The organism is Humibacter sp. (genome assembly GCF_035547335.1).
Lineage (GTDB): Bacteria > Actinomycetota > Actinomycetes > Actinomycetales > Microbacteriaceae > Humibacter.
This window is the reverse complement of the sequence record NZ_DASZVF010000021.1, coordinates 40,574-59,428: the sequence shown is the minus strand read 5'-3', so window position 1 is coordinate 59,428 and position 18,855 is coordinate 40,574. Positions and strand designations below refer to the sequence as shown.

The window sequence follows — 18,855 nt, the reverse complement described above, 5'->3', positions numbered from 1 at the left end:
CGAACGGTGGCTCTCGTCCATCGGCAGTCGGCCGATCGGCTGCACTGGCGGTGTTCCCGTGGTCAACTTGTCCGGTGACGGACAACAGGTCGGCGAAGCCGACAACCCGAACTGGATCGTTCGCCCTCTCACCCGATCCCTCCGGAACGACGGTGAGCAGGCGCGCCTGGCTGGCGCTCGTGGTGCTGCTCGCCGGCATGTTCATGGCGCTGCTCGATACGAGCATCGTGAACGTGGCGTTGCAGACCATCCGCACCAGCTTGAACGCCAACGAGGCCACGCTCTCCTGGGTCATCTCCGGTTACGCCCTGGCCTTCGGCCTGCTGCTCATCCCGGCCGGTCGGTTCGGTGACCGCTTCGGTCACAAGGGCATCTTCATCGTGGGCGTCGCGGTCTTCACGCTCGCGAGCGTGTGGTGCGGGCTCGCGCAGTCCAGCACGGAGCTCGTGATCGCCCGCGTCGTGCAGGGCGTCGGCGGCGGCATCTACGTGCCCGCCGTGGCATCCCTCATCCAGCTCATGTTCCCGCCGCGGGTGCGCGGGAGGGCATTCGGAGTCATGGGAGCCGTCATCGGCATCTCCACGGCACTCGGTCCGCTCATCGGCGGGTTGCTCATCCAGGCGTTCGGCGAGAACGAGGGATGGCGCTCCATCTTCTTCGTGAACGCGCCGATCGGCGTGCTCACCGTCATCGCGGCCGTGCTGCTCGTGCCGGGCGGCGCAGAGGGCAAGCGCCTGTCGACGGATGCCGTCGGCCTGCTCCTCGCCGTCGCCTCCATGGTGGCGATCCTCGTTCCGCTCATCGAGGGAGAGGATCAGGGCTGGCCGCTCTGGACCTGGCTCAGCCTCGCAGGCGGAGTCGTGCTGCTCGTGCTGTTCGCCCTGTGGGAGCGGCACGTCGCCAGCACGGACAAGGAGCCGCTCGTTCCTCCGCACCTGTTCTCGCATCCGCAGTTCACGGGCGGCGTGCTGCTGGCCTTCGTGTATTTCGCGGCGTTCACCAGCATCTTCTTCACGATCTCGCTGCTCTGGCAGGCAGGACTGGGTCACACGGCGCTCGAGTCCGGCCTCGTCTCGCTGCCGTTCTCGATCGGCAGCATCGCGGGCGCGGCGCTCAGCGACCGGTTCGCGCAGCGGCTCGGACGCAACGTGCTCTCGCTCGGCACCGGGCTCGTCGCGCTCGGCCTGATCACGCTGTGGCTGCTCTTCTCGTTCGTTCCCACCGACGACCTCGTGAACTGGGATCTGCTTCCGCCGCTTCTCGTCGCCGGCTTCGGCAGCGGGTTGTTCATTGCGCCGAACGCGCGGTTCATCGTCGCCACGGTGGACAATTCGGAGGCGGGCGCGGCGAGCGGTGTCATCCAGACCATGCAGCGCATCGGCTCGGCCATCGGCATCGCCGTGATCGGCAGCGTGCTCTTCGGCCAGCTGCCGTCGTCGTTCGCGCCGAGCAAGGCGAAGGCGGCGCAGATCGCCCAGCAGCACGCGGCAGGTGGAGCGGATGCCATCAAGCACGCCATCCAGCAGTACATCGACCACAACCTCGCTATCGCCTTCGGTCACGGTTCGGCGCTCGCGATGCTGACCAGCACGATCTTCGCGGTCGCCGCCTTCCTGCTCGTGTTCGCGCTGCCGAAGAAGGTCAGCCTGCACTAGGCACCTCGGGCGACGCCGCCGCCGCCGCGGCCGCGGTCGCGCCGTCCGCGCGCGTCCGTTGCGAGCCGAATTCAGGAAGCGGCGGACCTCGCCCGCATATCGCAGCCGAACCGGCCGATCTCCTGATTTCGACGAGCGGCAGAGCCGGACCCAACCGGAGTTGGGGTCGCGCCCGAGCCGTCGGTCCCGGACCTGACGGGCCTCGCCGTACCGCGCACCCGACGGGCCTCGCCCTGCCGCGGAACCGCCCTACGGACGATGCGGGCCGGGCAGAGGCACGCCGGTTGTCGTGACCGCGACCGGAAGCGGTGCGCCGTGAGTTCCCGCGGCATCGGCATCGGCACCTGCGGCATCTGCATCGGCATCGGCACCCGCGGCATCTGCATCGGCATTGGCGGCACCCGCGGCATCTGCATCGCCCGGCGCACCACCGGATGCCGCCGGCCGCGGCATCCGCCTCGCGCGGAATCCCGCAAGGAAGAGCACGAGCGCGATCGCAGTGACGAGGGCACCGGTGACCGGCACCAGCCACGGCCCGCCGAGCGCGAGCGACTCATTGCCGAGCGGCGGCGCGATCGCGATGCCGAGATACATGGCCGAGGAGTACCAGGCCATGGTCTGCTGGGCTTGCGCCGGCTCGATGACCACGAGGCGGTGCTGAACGGGGATGGTCGCCGCCGCCGTGACAGCGCCCCACACCGCGAACACCACGACGGATGCGCCGAACGACCACGCGAAGGCAGCGAGCGCGAGAAGCGCGACGGCCTGAACGGCGAGCGCGATCGTCGCGATGCTTCGGCTCCCGAATCGGTCCGTGAACGGCCCGGCGAGGGCATTGCCCACGACACCGGCCACACCGTACGCGAGCAGCAGGATGGCGAGCAGCCCGCCGGATCCGCCCGTGGCGCCCGCCGACACCTCGGCCGAGAAGATGTACACGACGTTGAAGCCGGTGGTCACGAAGAGCGCCGCTCCGAGCGTGACGAGCACGCGGGCATCCGCCAGTGGTCGCAGCCGCTGTCGCAACGTGACGGGCGAAGGATGCGGAACGCCGCGGAACAACGGGACAATCGCCGCCGCCACGATGACGCCCATCGCGACGAGGCACCACATCGGCATGCGCCAGTCGAACAGGGTGCCGAGCTCGGTGCCGAGCGGGGATCCGATCGCGACCGAGAAGGTGAAGCCTGCTCCGACGATGGCGAGCGCGCGACCGCGACGCTCGGGCGGCACGATGGTGGCGGCGACGGCCGTCGCAGTGGGCACGAGGGCGGCACCGCCGAGCGCTGCGACGACACGGCCCAGCGCGAACATGCCGAGCGTGGTGCTGGATGCGGCGATCGCCGCGCCGACGCAGAACAGCACGGACCCGGATGCCATCAGCGCCCAGCGCGGAACGTGAGACAGTCCGATCGACGCGGCGGGCGAGGCCACGGCGACGATGAGCGCATAGAGAGTGATGGAGTAGCTGACGGATGCCTGGCTCGACTCGAGATCGTGGGCGATCCGCGGGAGCAGCCCGGCGATCACGAACGCGTTGGTGCCCACCATGAACATGCCGAGCGCGAGCAGCAGGAGGCGCACGGTGGAACCGCGATACGATTGTTCGACAACGGTCATACGGTTACGATAGCGCCATTGTTCGATTACGGTCAAACTATTTCTCGGGAGGATGCTCGTGGAGCCGTCGCAGAGCTATCCTTCACCGGACATGTCCGATGTGCAGCTCGTCGACGTGCTCAGAGCGCTCGCGGACCCGATCCGGCTGGAGATCGTTCGGCACCTCGCCGACGGAACCGCTCACCCCAAGACCTCGGACCTGTGGCCCTTCGACGTGCAGAAGTCGACGCTGTCCCATCACTTCAAGACGCTGCGCGAGTCGGGTCTTACCCGCACCATCGTGAACGGGCGGCAGCACGACATCCAGCTGCGCAAGGCGGAGCTGGACGAGCGGTTCCCCGGCCTCATCGATTCCGTGCTGCGCGGCTGAGACAGCGGCCTCGCTCCGCAGCGCCGGATGCGCGGCCGAGCTTGCTGCCTCGCGCCGCACCGCCGCATGTCGGTGGTGCGTTCTAGGGTGGTGACCACCGACTCCGCAACGGCAGCGCGAGCGGTCACCACGACGACGTGAGGCAGGACTCATGGTCAAGCCCATCCCTCTCCAGGGTGCAAACGTCGAGGTCGTGCCCGCGACGGGGCACTGGGACGGCTTCTACGACGTCGTCGGCGTCAAGAAGCCGGGCGGCGGAGGCTGCTGGTGCATGTCGTACCGCGATTCCCGCGTTCCGAACCAGGAGCGTGGTGAGTACATGCGGCACGAGTGCGAGCGCGAGCCCGGTCCTGGCGTGCTCGCGTACGTCGAGGGGCAGCCGGCGGGCTGGTGCTCCGTGGCACCCCGCTCCACGTATCGCAGGCTGATGCATTCGCGCACCATCCCGCTGTTGGACGACGAGGATGCCTGGTCCATCGTGTGCTTCGTCGTCAAGCCCGCCTACCGCAGGCAGGGCTTGATGCACACGCTGCTCGACGGCGCCGTGCGGCACGCGGAGGGTCACGGCGCGGTCGTCGTCGAGGGGTATCCCATCGACCTGGCGGGCGTCGGGCGAACGGACGTGATCTCCGGCTACGTGGGCAGCACCGAACTCTTCGAGCAGGCCGGATTCGATCGGGCCGTGCAGACGTCGTCGCGCATCGGAGGTCGCGACCGCTGGGTCATGCGGAAGCAGCTGCGGTAGCGGGCGGCGCCGGAGGGGCGGAAGCGGCGGCGCCGAGTGGCGGCGGTACCGAGTGGCGGCGGTACCGAGGTGCGGGAGCGCCCGGCAGTCGCGACGCCTCGAGGGGGGGGTCAGCTGAGCGCCGTCAGCACGGCCCCAGGGGCGACGGCACGGCCCGAGCGACGGCACGCTCGGAGCGACGGCACGCTCGGAGCGACGGCGCGCTCGATGCGCGGCAGCACCCGAGCGGCAGCGCCACCCGAGCGGCAGCGCCCCCGAGGCGCGTTGCCCTAGCGTTGTCGTGCATCCAACACGAAGGCGAAAGGAGCCCGCGTGCCCGAGACGACAGGCCCCGACGTTCGGACCGACGCGGTGCGGCCGGCCCAAGGCCCCGCCCAAGGCGCGGTCGCACCGGCGAGCACACCCGACACCGCGTGGTTCACCCACGTCAGCTTCGGCATGTTCCTGCACTGGGGCCTCTACGCCATGGGCGCCAGGCACGAGTGGCTGATGAACCGCGAGCGGATGACCGCACAGCAGTACGAGCGCTACTTCCGTCGGTTCGATCCCGATCTCTTCGACGCCAAGGAGTGGGCATCGGCGGCCAAAGCGGCCGGCATGCGCTACGTGGTGCTGACCACGAAGCATCACGACGGGTTCTGCCTGTGGGATTCCCACCTCACGGACTACACAGTGATGCACACGCCGTTCGGCCGCGACGTCGTCGCGGAGTTCGTCGCGGCGGTGCGCGAGGCGGGTCTCAAGGTCGGGTTCTATCACTCCCTGCTCGACTGGCATCATCCGGACTTCACGATCGACGGCTTCCACCCCCAGCGAGACGAGCCGAACGCCGAGGCGCTCAACGCGGGACGCGACATGGCGCGGTACCGCGAGTACCTGCACGGCCAGGTTCGCGAACTGCTGACCGAGTACGGCCGCATCGACTACCTGTTCTTCGATTTCTCCTACGGCGAGGGTCACACTCCGCCGGTGTGGGGCGGCAAGGATGCCCGCGACTGGCACTCCGAGGAGCTGCTCACCATGGTGCGGGAGCTGCAGCCCGGCATCCTCGTCAACGACCGCCTCGGCATCCCCGGCGATTTCGTCACGCCCGAGCAGTACCAGCCGGAACGGCCCCTTGAGCGCGACGGCCGACCGGTGCTGTGGGAGGCGTGCCAGACGCTCAACGGCAGCTGGGGCTACGACCGCGACAACTCCGACTACAAGTCGGTCGGGATGCTGGTGCTCATGCTCATCGACGGCGTCGCGAAGAACGGCAACCTGCTGCTCAACGTCGGGCCGAACGGTCGAGGCGAGTTCGACCGGCACGCGAAGGACGCACTCGACGGGATCGGCGACTGGATGCGCCTGCACGGCAGGTCCATCTACGGCGCCGGCGCCTCGTCGTTCACTCCCCCCACCGACGTGAGGTACACCCAACGCGACGGCCGGCTCTACGCGCACCTGTTCGCGTGGCCGTTCGAGACGCTGCACCTCCCCGGGCTGGCCGACCGCGTCGACTACGCCCAGCTGCTTCACGACGGCAGCGAGGTCGCCATGCGCGTGATCGATCCGCACGCACAGGCGCAGAACATGACCCAGGGCAGCCGGAGGGCACCCTCACTCTCACGCTTCCGGTCCGCCGGCCCGATGTCGCGGTGCCCGTCATCGAGCTCTTCCTCCGGGACTGAGCCGCGCGGCGCATCCTCACTACATCCTCCCGCGCGCACCAGCCCGGTGCTCGCCACGGGTCCCGGTCCTGCCGATCGGTGCCCGAGACGGGTCTGGACCCTGCCGACCGGTCCCCTTCTCGACGCACATAACGGGACCGGCGGACAGCAACCGGACCCGTCGGCGCACGGGTAGCGGAGACGCACCCGGAACAGAGAGGCGCAGAGACCGCAGCGCGGGCTTCCCGCCGGTCCCGATCTTGCCGACTGGTTCCGTTCTCGGCGCAGATATTCGGACCCGCGGGCAGCATCCGGACCTGTCGGCGTGCGCCGCGGCCACGGACCCCCGAGCAAAGTTCACCCTCTATGGACGTTCCAGGCCGATCGAGGATGAGCGACCGTGCGAGTGCGTGCAACCGAGGATTCGAGGGTCCATCGTGACGTCCGACACCGCAACATCCGCGACAGCCGATCAGGATAAGAAGAGCAAGCTCAGCCTTCCCGCGCTCACCGCAATGGTGATCGGTTCCATGGTCGGTGCCGGGGTCTTCCAACTTCCGACCCGATTCGCGAGCCAGACCGGGGTCTACGGCGCCCTGATCGCCTGGGCCGTTGCCGGCCTGGGGATGCTCACGCTCGCCCTCGTGTTCCAGTCGCTCGCGAACCGCAAGCCCAAGCTGAACAACGGCGTCTACGTCTACGCACGAGAAGGATTCGGGATCTACCCGGGCTTCCTCTCCGCCGTGGGCTACTGGGCCTCCGCGTGTGCCGGCAACGCGTTCTACTGGATCCTGATCATGACCACGATCAGCCAGCTCTTCCCCCATCTCGAACCGGTGCTTGGAGCAGGCGACACGTGGACCTCGTTTCTCGTCTCCGGTGCAGCCGTCTGGGGCTTCTTCTTCCTGATCCGACAGGGCGTCAAGGAGGCCGCGGCGATCAACGCCATCGTCACGGTCGCCAAGCTCGTGCCCTTGGCCCTCTTCCTGGTACTCGTGATCTTCTTCTTCAAATGGGACGTTTTCGTCGGCAATCTGAGCGGCGGATACGACGTCCCCGGGGGGGACTCGCTCTTCCTTCAAGTGCAAGGCACCATGCTCGTCACGGTGTTCGTGTTCCTCGGTATCGAGGGCGCCAGCGTGTATTCGAGGCATGCGAAGAAGCGCTCGGACGTCGGAAGGGCCACGGTGATCGGGTTCCTCTCGGTGCTCGCACTCTTCGCATCCGTGTCGATCCTGTCGTACGGCATCCTGCCCAAGGCCGACATCGCGAAGCTGCAGCAGCCGTCGGTCGGTAGCGTCCTCGAGGCGGCGGTGGGTCCGTGGGGTGGTGCCGTGATCCGAGTGGGGCTCATCATCTCGGTGCTGGGCGCTTACCTCGCCTGGCAGCTCCTGGCGGCCGACGTGGTGTACGCCGCGGCGTCGGACAAGGACATGCCGCGCTACTTCGGACGCTTGAACAGGCACGACGCGCCGGCAAATGCCGTGCTGTGGACGTCGATCCTCGTGACGCTGATCCTGTTCGTCGTGCAGTTCGTGCACAACGCGCTGGACTTCACACTCGACCTCACCGCCGCGCTGTCGCTCGCACCATATGCGCTCGCCAGCGGCTACGCCGTGAAGATCGCCGTCAAGCGCGACGGTTACGACGTCACGAAGTCCGACCATCGCATCCGAGACATGGTGATCGCCATCATCTCCACCGTCTACACGTTGTTCCTCGTGTGGGCCGCCGGATACGTGTTCATGTTCCTCGCGGGCATCCTGCTGGCGCCGGCCACACTGCTGTACTTCTTCGCGAGACGGGAGCAACGGGCGGATGCTCAGCCGGGCCGGACGGTACGGATCTTCACACGGCCGGGCTGGGTGGTGTTCATCGTGCTCGTCCTGTTCGCGATCGTGGGCATCGTGCTGCTCGCCACAGGTGTAGTGCAGATCGCGCCCCCGGTCCCGGTCAACTACTACAACCACTGACTCCTACCGACTGCGAAACGAGAGCGAGGCGCTCCTGATGCCTGATCAGCCGTATGGCGTGTACTCCGAGGTGGGCAAACTGAACAAGGTTCTCGTCTGCAGACCTGGACTCGCTCACGAACGGCTCACCCCCAGCAATGCGGACGACCTGCTGTTCGACGACCTGCTCTGGGTGCACAACGCGAAGCGCGATCACCATGATTTCGTGCTGAAGCTCGAGGCTCGCGGGGTGGAGGTGGTGGAGTTGCACGACCTCCTGACGCAGACCCTCGCCGTGCCGGGTGCACGGGACTGGCTTCTCGATCGCAAGATCACGGCGAACGAGGTGGGACTGGGACTCATCGCCGACACCCGGGTATTCCTGGAGTCGCTGGATGACGCTACCTTGAGCGAACACCTGATCGGTGGTCTCTCCACGCGCGAGTTGCCTGAGGACTTCCGTGGCGCGTACGTGTCGCTGGCCAGGGAGTCGACAGGCGTCAACGAGTATCTGATGCCTCCCCTGCCGAACACGATCTACACCCGCGACACCACGTGCTGGATCTATGGCGGCGTCACCATGAACCCGCTCTTCTGGCCGGCGCGCCACGACGAGACGCTCCTGATGAAGGCGATCTACGACTTCCATCCCGACTTCACGGGCAACACCGTGTGGTGGGGTGATCCGGAACTCGAGTGGGGTCAGGCAACGTTGGAGGGCGGGGATGTCATGCCGATCGGCAACGGAGCTGTGCTGATCGGCATGAGCGAGCGCTCCTCGCGTCAGGCGATCACCCAGCTGACCTCGAGACTGTTCGAGGAGGGCGCCGCAGAACGAGTGGTGGTAGCCGGAATGCCCAAGCTGCGCGCCGCCATGCATCTGGACACGGTGTTCACCTTCGCCGACCGGGACCTCGTGACGTACTATCCGGACATCGTGGACGGCATCCAGGCCTTCTCCCTACGCCCCGACGACCACGGAGGCATCGAGGTGACGGAGGAGAAGGACCTCTTCGTCGACGTGGTGGCCGACGCGCTCGGCCTCACAAAGCTACGAACGGTGGAGCCGGGCGGCGGCTGGTATGCGGGTGAGCGGCAGCAATGGGATAGCGGCAACAACGCGGTCGCCGTAGAACCGGGCGTTGTCTTCACCTACGACCGCAACACGCACGTGAACACTCTGCTGCGGAAGGCAGGGGTGGAGGTGATCACCATCGTGGGTGCCGAACTGGGACGAGGACGCGGTGGCGGCCACTGCATGACGTGCCCGATCTCCCGGGAGGCGGTCGATTTCTAAGCGCTGCCGCCCACGCGTGCCTGGTGGCTGCGTGGATTGCGCGACCGCGGTTTCGGCCGGGCCGACGGGTCCCGTTACTGTCGAGGGGTCCGGATCGTGCCGACGGGTCCCCTTCTCGACGCACGGAACGGGACCCGCGGGCAGCATCCGGACCCGTCGGCGCACGCCGCAGCATCCGGACCCCGTCCGCGCAGGCCGCAGCACCCGAACCTGTGGACACACGGGCGGCGGAGACGCAGCTGGCGCAGAGAGGCGCAGGGACAGCAGCGGGGGCTTCGCCCACCGGTCCCAATGCTGCCGACAGGTCCCCTCCTCGACGCGGATATCGGGACCCGCGGTCAGCATCGGGAACTGTCGCGCATCCTGGCCGCTAGACGCGACAGCATCCGGACCCGTTGGCGCACACCGAAGCATCCGGAGCAAACATGGCGCAGGGACCGCGGCGCGGGCTTCGCCACCGGTCCGGATGCTGCCGACCGGTCCCCTTGTCGATGCACGTAATGGGACCAGCGGTCAGCATTGGGACCCATCGGCGGAAGGGCGTCGGCGCAGAGCGGCGTCGGCGCAGAGCGGCGTCGGCGCAGGGCCGCGTCGACGCAGAGGCGCGGCGGCGCGGGACGGCGGCGACGACGGAGACCGCGTGCCGCGGCCCCTACAGCCTCGCCTCCGGAATCGTCGGCTCGAAGAGCTCGACCGGGTTGCCCGAGGGGTCCTCGATGAGGATCTGCCTGCCGCCCACGCCGTCGACGATGTCGTTGCGCATCCGAACGCCGTGCGACCTCAGCTGCGCGACGAGCTCGTCGAGCCCGTCCACCTCGATCGCGAACCGGTTCCACCCGCCCGGCGTCGGCAGTGTGCCATCCGGCATCGCCTGACCACCGCCCGGTGATCCGCTCGGCGCGCTCAGCACGAGCCTGAGGTCGCCGTGGGAGAGCATGGCGAACGTCGGCGCCGGATGCATGACCACGTCGAATCCGAGCCGCTCCACATAGAACGCGATCGCGTCGTCGACATCGTCGACGATGTATCGCACGCTGACCGAAGGCACGGCTCGCCCGCTCTACAGTCGCGCCGATGCCTCGGTGAGCACGCCGCGCAGGATGTCGCGGATCTGCGCGAACTCGGTCGGGCCGATGGTCAGCGGAGGCGACAACTGGATGACCGGGTCGCCGCGGTCATCCGCGCGGCAGTACAGCCCGGCGTCGAACAGCGCCTTCGAGAGAAAGCCGCGCAGCAGCCGCTCCGACTCGTCGTCGTCGAACGTCTCCTTCGTGCTCTTGTCTTTCACGAGCTCGATACCGAAGAAGTACCCGGCGCCGCGAACGTCGCCGACGATCGGCAGATCGAGCAGGCTCTCCAACTCGGCCCGGAACAGCGGCGAGTTCTCGCGCACGTGCTCGTTGAGCTTCTCCTCCTCGAAGATGTCCAGGTTCTCGAGTGCGACGGCGGCCGACACCGGATGCCCACCGAACGTGTACCCGTGCGGGAACGACGCATGCCCGTGCTGGAACGGCTCGTAGATGCGATCGCTGACGATGCAGGCGCCGATGGGCGAGTATCCGCTCGTCATGGCCTTGGCGCACGTGATCATGTCGGGCACGTAGCCGTACTCGTCGCACGCGAACCACTGCCCGATGCGGCCGAACGCGCAGATCACCTCGTCGCTGACCAGCAGCACGTCGTACTCGTCGCAGATCTCGCGAACCCGCTGGAAGTATCCGGGCGGCGGAGGGAAGCATCCGCCCGCGTTCTGCACGGGCTCCAGGAAGACGGCGGCGACGGTGTCCGGCCCCTCGAACTCGATCATCTCGGCGATGCGATCCGCAGCCCACCGGCCGAACGCCTCGAGATCGTCGCCGTGTTCCGGCGCACGGTAGAAGTTCGTGTTCGGCACCCGGAATCCGCCCGGCGTGAGCGGCTCGAACATGGCCTTCATCTCGGGGATGCCCGTGAGCGCGAGGGCACCCTGCGTCGTGCCGTGGTACGCGATCGAGCGCGAGATCACCTTGTGCTTGGTGGGCTTTCCGCGCAGCTTCCAGTAGTACTTGGCCAGCTTGAACGCGGTCTCGACGGCTTCGCCGCCTCCCGTGGTGAAGAACACCCTGTTCAGGTCGCCCGGTGCGTAGCCGGAGAGACGATCGGCCAGCTCGATGGCCGAAGGATGCGCGTACGACCAGATCGGGAAGAACGCGAGCTGCTCCGCCTGCCTGGCCGCTGCATGCGCGAGCCGCTTGCGGCCGTGACCGGCGTTGACGGTGAACAGGCCGGCGAGCCCGTCGATGTACTCCTTGCCGTGGATGTCCCAGACCCTGTGGCCCTCGCCGCGCACGATGATCGGCACCCCGGTGCCGTCCTCCATCACGGACTGCCTCGCGAAGTGCATCCACAGGTGGTCGCGCGCCTTGGCCTGCAGCTCCGCGTTGCGGGCGGAGTCGTCCGCTGCCGCGCCGGGGCCTGCGGCCGTCGTGTCGGTGGCCGTCTGCGTGCTCGTCATCGTGCCCTGCCTTTCCGCCGCGCGCCGATGCGACGGCGGCGATCGTCACCACTCCATTCTCCGAACCGCGGATGCCCGCCGCAGGCCGGAAAGACGAATCGCCCGATTCGCCATCGTTTTCCGACGCCTCAGCGAGGGGTCGCCACCGCTGTCGTATCGTTCGGTGGTGACCACGATCGCCCAGGTGCGGCTGCATCGCACCACCGTCCCGCTCGTCCGCCCGTTCGTCACGGCCGTGCGCACGGCCACCGAGATCGACGTGCTGCTGGTCGAGGTGATCGACAGCGACGGACGCAGCGGCTGGGGCGAGGCACCGACCAGCTGGAGGGTCACGGGCGAGAGCCGCGCGAGCGTGACGGCAGCGGTCGAGGGTCCGCTGCGCGACGCGGTGCTCGGGATGCCCGTGGACGGCACGACGGATGCCGCTGCCGACGCGAGCCTCGCCCTCGACCGCGCCGTGGTGCGCAACTCCGCCGCCCGGATGGCCGTCGACTGCGCGATCTACGACCTGGCGGCGCTGGCGGCCGGGGTACCACTACGTGAACTGCTCGGCGCGACCGGGTCCACGGTCAACAGCGACATGACGCTCTCCGCCGTGCACAGCGACGACGGCATCGCGGGTCTGGCCGAGACGGCGGTGCGGCACCGGGACGACGGCTTCCGCACGCTCAAGCTCAAGGTGGGGGCGGGCGCCGACGACGTCGCCGCGATGCGCGCGGTGCGGGATGCCGTCGGCCCCGATGTCACGCTGCGCGCCGACGCGAACCAGGGCTGGACGCCATCCAGAGCCGTGGACGTCATCCGCGCCTGGGAAGACCTGGGACTCGCGGTCGAGGTCGTCGAGCAGCCCGTGCACAGGGACGACCTCGAGGGTCTCGCGTTCGTGACGGCGCATGTGCAGACGCCGGTGCTCGCGGACGAGAGCGTGTGGACCACTCGGGATCTGCGCGAGGTGATCGCGCGCCGGGCCGCCGACCTGGTGAACATCAAGCTCGCCAAGACCGGCGGCATCCGGGAGGCGGTGGCCGTGCTGGACCTCGCCGAGCGCGCCGGGATGAGGGCGATCGTCGGCTGCATGATGGAGAGCCACGTCGGCATCGCGGCCGCGAGCTGTGTGGCCGCCCTGGTCGACTCGCGGTCGGAATCCGCTGCCGCGCACGACCTCGACGCAGGGCTCTGGCTGAGAGAGTCGCCCGTGCTCGGAGGCATCGCGTACGACGGCGAGACCGTCGTCGTGTCCGACGAGCCGGGCCTGGGCATCCGCGGCCTCCGCTGACCTCACGGTTCGCGCGCCAACTCAACGGTTCACGGCGCGACCCAACGGTTCACGGCGCGACGCAAGGGCTCGCCCGCCGCGCCGCGACGCCCCTGCAGCACGAGATCCCGTCTCGAGGTCAGAAAATGCAGACGATCTGTTCGTCGATCGCATCTTTTGACCTCGAAACGGGATCTCGAGCAGCAGCGAGCCGACGGGGGTGAACGCCCTACGGCTCGCTGCTCCAATCCCCGAGCTCAGTTCACCGAGCTCAGCTCACCGACCTCGGCTCCCCGAGCTCAGCTCGCGTGCCTCAGCTCGCCGAGCCCAGGCACGTGCGCGCTGAACGGGCCGCGGTCGGAAGCGCGGTCTCACCGGCGGGCAGCGTGCCGTGCACCGCGTAGTACGCCATGTCGGTGGCCCGCTGCTGCGTCTGCGACGCCGTTGCCGCCGCCCCGTTCATGAAGAGGTCGGCGCCAGGCAACGAGTCGAGGGCACGGGTCACGTAGTCGAACGGCGTGCTGCCCGGGTCGACGGCCGACGGGTTAGCCCATCCGCACGTGTTGTACTCGAGCGCGTTCAGCGCGGCCTGCCCCACAGCGATCACGAAGTGATCGCCGGAGAGCGTCGCGGCCCACGCCACCTGATACGAGGTGGTCACCTGGCTCGCCGGCAGCCCGGCGGCCGTGGCCGCCGCCTGTGCGGCAGGCAGATCGGCCGATCCTGCGGCGTAGAGGAGCACGCGGTCGGCGAACGACGCCGGCGTTGCGGGCAGCGCCTGGGTCGTCCACGGGCCGCTCGGCGGTGCGGTGTCACCCGTCGTGTCCATTGCGGGACCGGATGCCGTGTCGAAGTACACCTGCAACGGCTGGTGGGCGATCGGCTCGGCAGCGATTCCGGTGATGGCGCTCGCCTTGCCGGGCAGTGCGCTGGTCTTCCAGCCGGAGCCGTCGTTGTACGACACGGCAGGGGTGCCGTCCGTGCTCACGAAGGCCACGACCGTGCCGAGCGGCTGCTTCGGACCGTCGACGAGCGTTCCCGGCGGGTTCGGGAAGTTCCCGAGCGGTCCGCTCACGGCGCTGGGCAGCTCGTACGTCGATGCGGCGATCGCACCGGCGGCAGGGCTCCCAGGAAGCACCGTCTGGTCCCACGCACCCCGTGACTTGCGCGTTAGCTGCACAAGAGCTGAAGCGCTCTTGCCGTGGGCATCCGCGCCGTTCACGATCACGCTCGCGACACCGTCGGGGGTCGTGACGGCGCTGAGCATCGCATCCTTCGACAGGCGCACGTTGGAGGGCACTGTGGGCCACGCGTGGCCGGCGGACGACGTGGTGGTCAGCTTGCCGTTGTGCGACACCGCGAACAGCGTCGGACCGTCGGCCGTCTCGGCCAGCGCGAGCGGCGCGGGCTGCACACCGGAGTGCGACAGCACGGCCGTCGACCACGAGCCCGACTCCTCGCTCGTCTCGTTCAGGTCGCCGTTCGCGTCCACGAAGAAGACAGCGGGGCCGGATGCCGTGTAGGCGGCGACCACGTCGGCTCCTTCTGCGGGCATGCCGGGCAGGGTCTTGCTCACCCATCCGTCGGTTCCGAGGTACGTCTCGGCCAGCGAGCCGTCCTTCGCGCGGTAGTACGCGTGCGGCGTGGTCGCGGAGTTCACCTCGGGGTCGATGTAGGTCAGTGCCGCGGGCGCGCCGCTGGATGCCGGCGCGCCCGCAGCCTGAACCTGGAGCCAGCTCGCGCCATCCCAGACGTCGGCAGCGAGACCGCTGCCCGAGCGCACGAACCTGTAGTACGACACCGGGTAGCTCGAGTACCACGTCTCCGTGGACGGCACGGCGGCGACACCGGCGGATGCGCCGACCACGTTCACGTTCCTGGTCACCGTGGAGATCGTGCCGAAGTTCGACGTGGCGGTCACCGTGATGGTGTGCAGCCCTGGCGTGGCGAACGTGTGCGTCACGTCGGCACCGTTGCTATTGGTGGCGCGGCCGTCGCCGAACGTCCAGTAGTAGCCGGTGACGGAGCCGCCGTCTTCCGTCGCCTTGGCGTGGAACACGGCATCCGTTCCCACCACCGCGGTGTCGGGACCGTCGATGGATGCGTGCGGCGTCGGATGCTGCGCAGCCGTCGGCGGCGACACCAGGGCCCACACCTCGCCCGAGCTCCACGTGTTGTGGGCGAACGTCGTCAGGTCGAGGTTGGTGTCGTGCTCCACCTTGACGTTGGTCGAGCTGCTGAAGTCGCCGTTGACCATGTCGACGGTGCCGTCAGGATTGACCGCCACGATGATGCCCACGTGATCCGCATAGCGGGCCGGGGTGATGGCACCGGCGTGGTAGAAGACCACGGCGTCGCCGACGGCAGGGGTCCCGGAGTCCGCAACGGGCGTCTGCCCGTCGTCGAGGGCCCACTGCACGAAGCTGGATGCCGCGGCATTGACCGTGTTCATGTCCTGCGTGATGCCGACCTGCTGCCAGACCCACTTCACGAAGTCCGCGCACCAGTTCTCGTTCGAGTTGCGCACCTTGAACGTCGTGTCGTACCCGCAGCCGTCGGAGTTGGCGGAGAATCCCGCCACCATCGTCGTGTACGGGTTGCAGTTGAGGCCGCCGAAGCCGGTCACGACGGGGTTGTCGCCCCTGCCCACCTGGCTGAGCGCGACGCTCGCGATCTTGGCACCCAGGCCGCTGTCATCGGCGGCGGCGCTCGTCGAGGTCGACTTCGCCGACGTGTTCGACGCTGACGTGTTCGACGCCGCGGTGCTCGACGGCGCTGCGGTGCCGGTCGGTGCAGGAGTGCTGGTCGGGTCGGCGGTTCCGGTCGGTGCCGCCGTGCTCGTCGGCGCGGTCGCGGCATCCGGCTGCGCGGTGTCGGCGAACGCCGGCTGCGCGAGCGCGAACGTGGCGATCAGCGCGGCGGGAATCGCCACGGCGGTCCAGCGCAGCCGCCGTGGTGGCGCCTCTCCTGGCCTGGAGCCCCGTCTCCTTCGGTTGTCATGTGCCATCTTCGTCGTCCCTCCTTGGGCGAATCCAGCCCTCCCGATGGGCCGGAATGGTCTCTCCTCACGGCAGGAGCGCTGCCGCCAGTGCTCTGATCGCCTCACGCCCGGGCTCCGCCTCGTATCCGCGCGTGCAGATTGCGAGGAACTGCCGCGAGGCCGCGGGCCCGACGAAAGCGACGTCGTGCTCGATACCGGGCACGTCGCCCGACTTCGAGCCCCACGGCAGTCCGTCGGGCACGACCGTGCCGATGCGCGGGTGCTCCTGCGCCTCCAGCACCTCGCGCATCCAGTCGGCGTTCCTGCGTGTGGTGAGCCGTCCGCCGACGATGGCCCGCATCACCGCCACCAGGTCGGCCGCCGTGGTCTCGTTGGTGAGTCCCGCCCGCACAGCGAACGGGTCGCCGATCCTTCGCTCCATGCGCGACCCGGTCGCACGGCAGAGCCGGAACGCCTCCGCGATCCGCCCCGGCCCCACGCGGTCGAAGAGCACGTTGGTCGCCTCATTCGAGGAGCGATCGATCATCATCGCGACGAGGTCGGCGACGGTCGCCATCGTGCCATCGGCGGGGAACGACGCGTCGCTGTCCTCCGGTTTGAGACCGAAGGTCTCTGTCGTTCCGTCCTGGTCGACGCACCTGAACACGCGGTGGCACTCCAGCCTGTCCTGCAGGCTCAGCTCGCCACGTTCGGCGGCGATGACGACCGCGAGCATCAGGCCGAGCTTCACGGTGGATGCCGCGTAGAAGACGGTCTGCGCGTTCCGCGAGGCGAGCATCCGCCCCTCGTCGTCGCTCATGGCGAAGGCGATGAGCGGCGCGGCTTCGGCCGGCGGCCGGATGGCGCCGGGGCGCATCCCCGTCACCGGCACGTCGTGCGCGATCCGGTTCGCTTCCGGAGAGCCGAGCGGGTTCCCGCTCACCTCGGACCGCTCAGCAGCACGTCCCGCGTCCGCGGTCGCCACAGGGCGTGCCGAGCGCTGTGCGGCATCCTGCCGCGGCTCCGTCCCCCGCTCGCGCACCCCGTTCATCCCGGCTACCTGTCTCCGCGCAGACCGGTCAGGCTCTCGCGGCTCGTCTTGAGCGCCTGCACGCTGGCCTCGTACGTCGTGCGCGCGACACCGACGAACACGTAGTCGACGATCGTCAGCTGAGCGATGCGGCTCGCCATCGCGCCCGAGCGGAAGGTGGTCTCGCGCACCGAGGTGAGGAGAGTGAGATCCGCGTCGCGGGTCACCGGCGAGCCTGGCACGTTCGTGATCGCGACCGTCGTCGCACCTCCCTCGTGCGCCACGCGCAGGAGCTCGCAGACCTCCCTGGTCTGGCCGCTGTGCGAGAACCCGATCACGACGTCGCGCGGACCGAGCAGCGACGCCGAGCTCACCGCGTCGTGCGCATCCGTGAAGCCGAGCGCGACGCGGCCGATGCGAAGCAGCTTCTCCCTGAGGTCTCTGGCCCCCATGTTGCTCGCCGCGACCCCGAAGGCGACGGTCCGCTCCGCGGCGGCCACCGCGTCGATGACGCTCTGCAGCGTGTCGAGATCGAGGCTCGCGGCCGTCTCCCGGATGCCGAACAGCTCGGATCCGCTGATCTTGGCCACCGTCTCGGCGAGCGTGTCGGTCGGAGCGATGTCCGAGCCGTAGCTGCTGTCGGCGCCCAGCTGGGCGGTCTCGGCCGCCAGCTCGGCGGCCATCTGCAGCTTCATCGCCGCATAGCCCGGAAAGCCGAGCGTGCGAGCGAACCGCACGAGCGTCGTCTCCGAGGTGTCGCAAAGTCGCGCCAGCTCGCTGATCGTCATCTCGAGAACCGCCTGGGGCCGCGCGATGACCACCTCGGCGATGCGCTTCATCGACGGCGGATACCCGTCGGACAGGGCCTGCATGCTGGACTGGATGCTCATGCCCGCGCGTCTCCGCCGCCCACGACAGCCGGCATGTCAATCATTTTCACGAATTCGCTCACCGATGGAGATGCTATCCATCGGCGGCATCCGCGTCGACCCCTTTTCCCCTTCTTCGACAGTGCGACGGCGGCGGTGCCGTCGCTACCATCGGAGCATGCACCGGGGCATGAGACGCACGCGACTCGGCATGCTCGCATTCGCGGTCGCCGCCTCCGTCGCGATCGCGCTTTCCGGCTGCTCGGGCGCCGGTTCGAGCGCCTCAGCCGACCGGCACTCCCCCACGAGCGAGCCTCTGCCCAAACCGACCACGGCATCCTGCCTGGCATCAGAACCCGCCGCCAAAGCCGTCAGGGTCGGCGCGCTCGAAGTGCAGGTGCTCGGCGACGGCGACTCCGGCGTGGTGATCTCGAACGAGAGCGAGCAAGACCTCTGCGACTGGAAGAACCTCGCAGACTCTCTCGTCTCGCACGAGTACACGGTCGCGCTCTACAACTACATCGGCGCCGCTGACGACAATGCCGTCGCCGTCGCCCGATGGATGCGCGAGCACGGCGCCTCGAAGCTCGCCCTGTTCGGCGGCTCCATGGGCGCCATGGCCTCCGTCATCGCGGCAGCCCGGCTGAAGCCGGCGCCGAACGCTCTCGTCGCGCTCTCAGCAGAGCAGTACCTGGAGGGAACGGATGTCGGCACGTCAGCTGCGAAGCTTCGCTGCCCGACCCTGTTCGTGACGGCGGACAACGACCCCTACGGCTCCGATTCCGCCGACGCCGGATTCCAGAAGCTGACGCCGAAGGGCGTGAGCACGCTCATCGTCGTGCCCGGATCCGACCACGGCATCCAGTTGCTCGCGCACCCGGAGGTGTCACAGCAGGTGATGGCCTTCCTCCAGGCACACCTCGGCTAACCCTCGACATG

Annotated in this window: 14 protein-coding genes; 8 read left to right on the top strand and 6 right to left on the bottom strand. The window is 68.7% G+C overall.

From position 1 onward, the window contains the following. Window positions 1-74 precede the first annotated feature (74 nt). The gene (locus VHB92_RS05475; protein WP_325452208.1) at window positions 75-1,655 is read left to right on the top strand and encodes an MFS transporter; all 1,581 of its coding nucleotides are present in this window, start codon (window positions 75-77) and stop codon (window positions 1,653-1,655) included. Window positions 1,656-1,904: 249 nt separating this feature from the next. Here the strand turns inward: VHB92_RS05475 and VHB92_RS05470 are convergent, their stop codons facing one another. Continuing rightward, window positions 1,905-3,275 (bottom strand): MFS transporter, encoded by a 1,371-nt coding sequence (locus tag VHB92_RS05470; protein WP_325452206.1) that lies wholly within the window; start codon window positions 3,273-3,275, stop codon window positions 1,905-1,907. Between the two features lie 91 nt (window positions 3,276-3,366). Here VHB92_RS05470 and VHB92_RS05465 point away from each other — a divergent pair, with 91 nt between their 5' ends. From VHB92_RS05465 to VHB92_RS05445, 5 genes are all read left to right on the top strand, one after another. Beyond that, window positions 3,367-3,645: an ArsR/SmtB family transcription factor gene (locus tag VHB92_RS05465; RefSeq protein WP_325452204.1), complete on the top strand. Its 279-nt coding sequence runs from the start codon at window positions 3,367-3,369 to the stop codon at window positions 3,643-3,645. A 151-nt stretch (window positions 3,646-3,796) separates the two neighbouring features. Continuing rightward, the gene (locus tag VHB92_RS05460; protein WP_325452202.1) at window positions 3,797-4,390 is read left to right on the top strand and encodes a GNAT family N-acetyltransferase; all 594 of its coding nucleotides are present in this window, start codon (window positions 3,797-3,799) and stop codon (window positions 4,388-4,390) included. A gap of 312 nt (window positions 4,391-4,702) precedes the next feature. Continuing rightward, entirely contained in the window at window positions 4,703-6,235 is a 1,533-nt protein-coding gene (locus VHB92_RS05455; protein WP_325452200.1) for an alpha-L-fucosidase, read from the top strand. Between the two features lie 241 nt (window positions 6,236-6,476). After that, entirely contained in the window at window positions 6,477-8,012 is a 1,536-nt protein-coding gene (locus VHB92_RS05450; protein ID WP_325452198.1) for a basic amino acid/polyamine antiporter, read from the top strand. A 37-nt stretch (window positions 8,013-8,049) separates the two neighbouring features. Beyond that, window positions 8,050-9,288, top strand: a complete 1,239-nt coding sequence (locus VHB92_RS05445) for an arginine deiminase (RefSeq protein ID WP_325452196.1) — start codon at window positions 8,050-8,052, stop codon at window positions 9,286-9,288. Window positions 9,289-9,940: 652 nt separating this feature from the next. Here the strand turns inward: VHB92_RS05445 and VHB92_RS05440 are convergent. Both VHB92_RS05440 and VHB92_RS05435 read right to left on the bottom strand, forming a co-directional pair. Continuing rightward, window positions 9,941-10,336: a VOC family protein gene (locus tag VHB92_RS05440; RefSeq protein WP_325452194.1), complete on the bottom strand. Its 396-nt coding sequence runs from the start codon at window positions 10,334-10,336 to the stop codon at window positions 9,941-9,943. A 12-nt stretch (window positions 10,337-10,348) separates the two neighbouring features. After that, entirely contained in the window at window positions 10,349-11,782 is a 1,434-nt protein-coding gene (locus VHB92_RS05435; protein WP_325452192.1) for an aspartate aminotransferase family protein, read from the bottom strand. A gap of 166 nt (window positions 11,783-11,948) precedes the next feature. Here VHB92_RS05435 and VHB92_RS05430 point away from each other — a divergent pair, with 166 nt between their 5' ends. Continuing rightward, window positions 11,949-13,058: a dipeptide epimerase gene (locus tag VHB92_RS05430; protein ID WP_325452190.1), complete on the top strand. Its 1,110-nt coding sequence runs from the start codon at window positions 11,949-11,951 to the stop codon at window positions 13,056-13,058. A 292-nt stretch (window positions 13,059-13,350) separates the two neighbouring features. Here the strand turns inward: VHB92_RS05430 and VHB92_RS05425 are convergent, their stop codons facing one another. Genes VHB92_RS05425 through VHB92_RS05415 form a run of 3 tightly spaced genes read right to left on the bottom strand, consistent with a single transcriptional unit; the run spans window position 13,351 to window position 17,937 of the window. After that, a complete protein-coding gene (locus tag VHB92_RS05425; RefSeq protein ID WP_325452188.1) occupies window positions 13,351-16,044 on the bottom strand; it encodes a PKD domain-containing protein in 2,694 nt (897 codons plus the stop codon). 58 nt (window positions 16,045-16,102) lie between these two features. Then, window positions 16,103-17,068, bottom strand: a complete 966-nt coding sequence (locus tag VHB92_RS05420) for a serine hydrolase (RefSeq protein ID WP_325452186.1) — start codon at window positions 17,066-17,068, stop codon at window positions 16,103-16,105. A gap of 5 nt (window positions 17,069-17,073) precedes the next feature. Beyond that, window positions 17,074-17,937: a MurR/RpiR family transcriptional regulator gene (locus VHB92_RS05415; protein WP_325452184.1), complete on the bottom strand. Its 864-nt coding sequence runs from the start codon at window positions 17,935-17,937 to the stop codon at window positions 17,074-17,076. A gap of 169 nt (window positions 17,938-18,106) precedes the next feature. On the opposite strand from VHB92_RS05415, the gene VHB92_RS05410 reads away from it, so the two are divergent. Further along, a complete protein-coding gene (locus tag VHB92_RS05410; RefSeq protein WP_325452182.1) occupies window positions 18,107-18,844 on the top strand; it encodes an alpha/beta hydrolase in 738 nt (245 codons plus the stop codon). Window positions 18,845-18,855: the final 11 nt, after the last annotated feature.

Excerpts from the sequence above, each read along its gene's own strand:
- VHB92_RS05465 (WP_325452204.1), top strand. The coding sequence starts at position 3,367 with ATGTCCGATGTGCAGCTCGTCGACGTGCTCAGAGCGCTCGCGGACCCG.
- VHB92_RS05460 (WP_325452202.1), top strand. The coding sequence starts at position 3,797 with ATGGTCAAGCCCATCCCTCTCCAGGGTGCAAACGTCGAGGTCGTGCCC.
- VHB92_RS05470 (WP_325452206.1), bottom strand. The coding sequence starts at position 3,275 with ATGACCGTTGTCGAACAATCGTATCGCGGTTCCACCGTGCGCCTCCTG.
- VHB92_RS05410 (WP_325452182.1), top strand. The coding sequence starts at position 18,107 with ATGAGACGCACGCGACTCGGCATGCTCGCATTCGCGGTCGCCGCCTCC.
- VHB92_RS05420 (WP_325452186.1), bottom strand. The coding sequence starts at position 17,068 with ATGAACGGGGTGCGCGAGCGGGGGACGGAGCCGCGGCAGGATGCCGCA.
- VHB92_RS05425 (WP_325452188.1), bottom strand. The coding sequence starts at position 16,044 with ATGGCACATGACAACCGAAGGAGACGGGGCTCCAGGCCAGGAGAGGCG.
- VHB92_RS05415 (WP_325452184.1), bottom strand. The coding sequence starts at position 17,937 with ATGAGCATCCAGTCCAGCATGCAGGCCCTGTCCGACGGGTATCCGCCG.
- VHB92_RS05445 (WP_325452196.1), top strand. The coding sequence starts at position 8,050 with ATGCCTGATCAGCCGTATGGCGTGTACTCCGAGGTGGGCAAACTGAAC.
- VHB92_RS05435 (WP_325452192.1), bottom strand. The coding sequence starts at position 11,782 with ATGACGAGCACGCAGACGGCCACCGACACGACGGCCGCAGGCCCCGGC.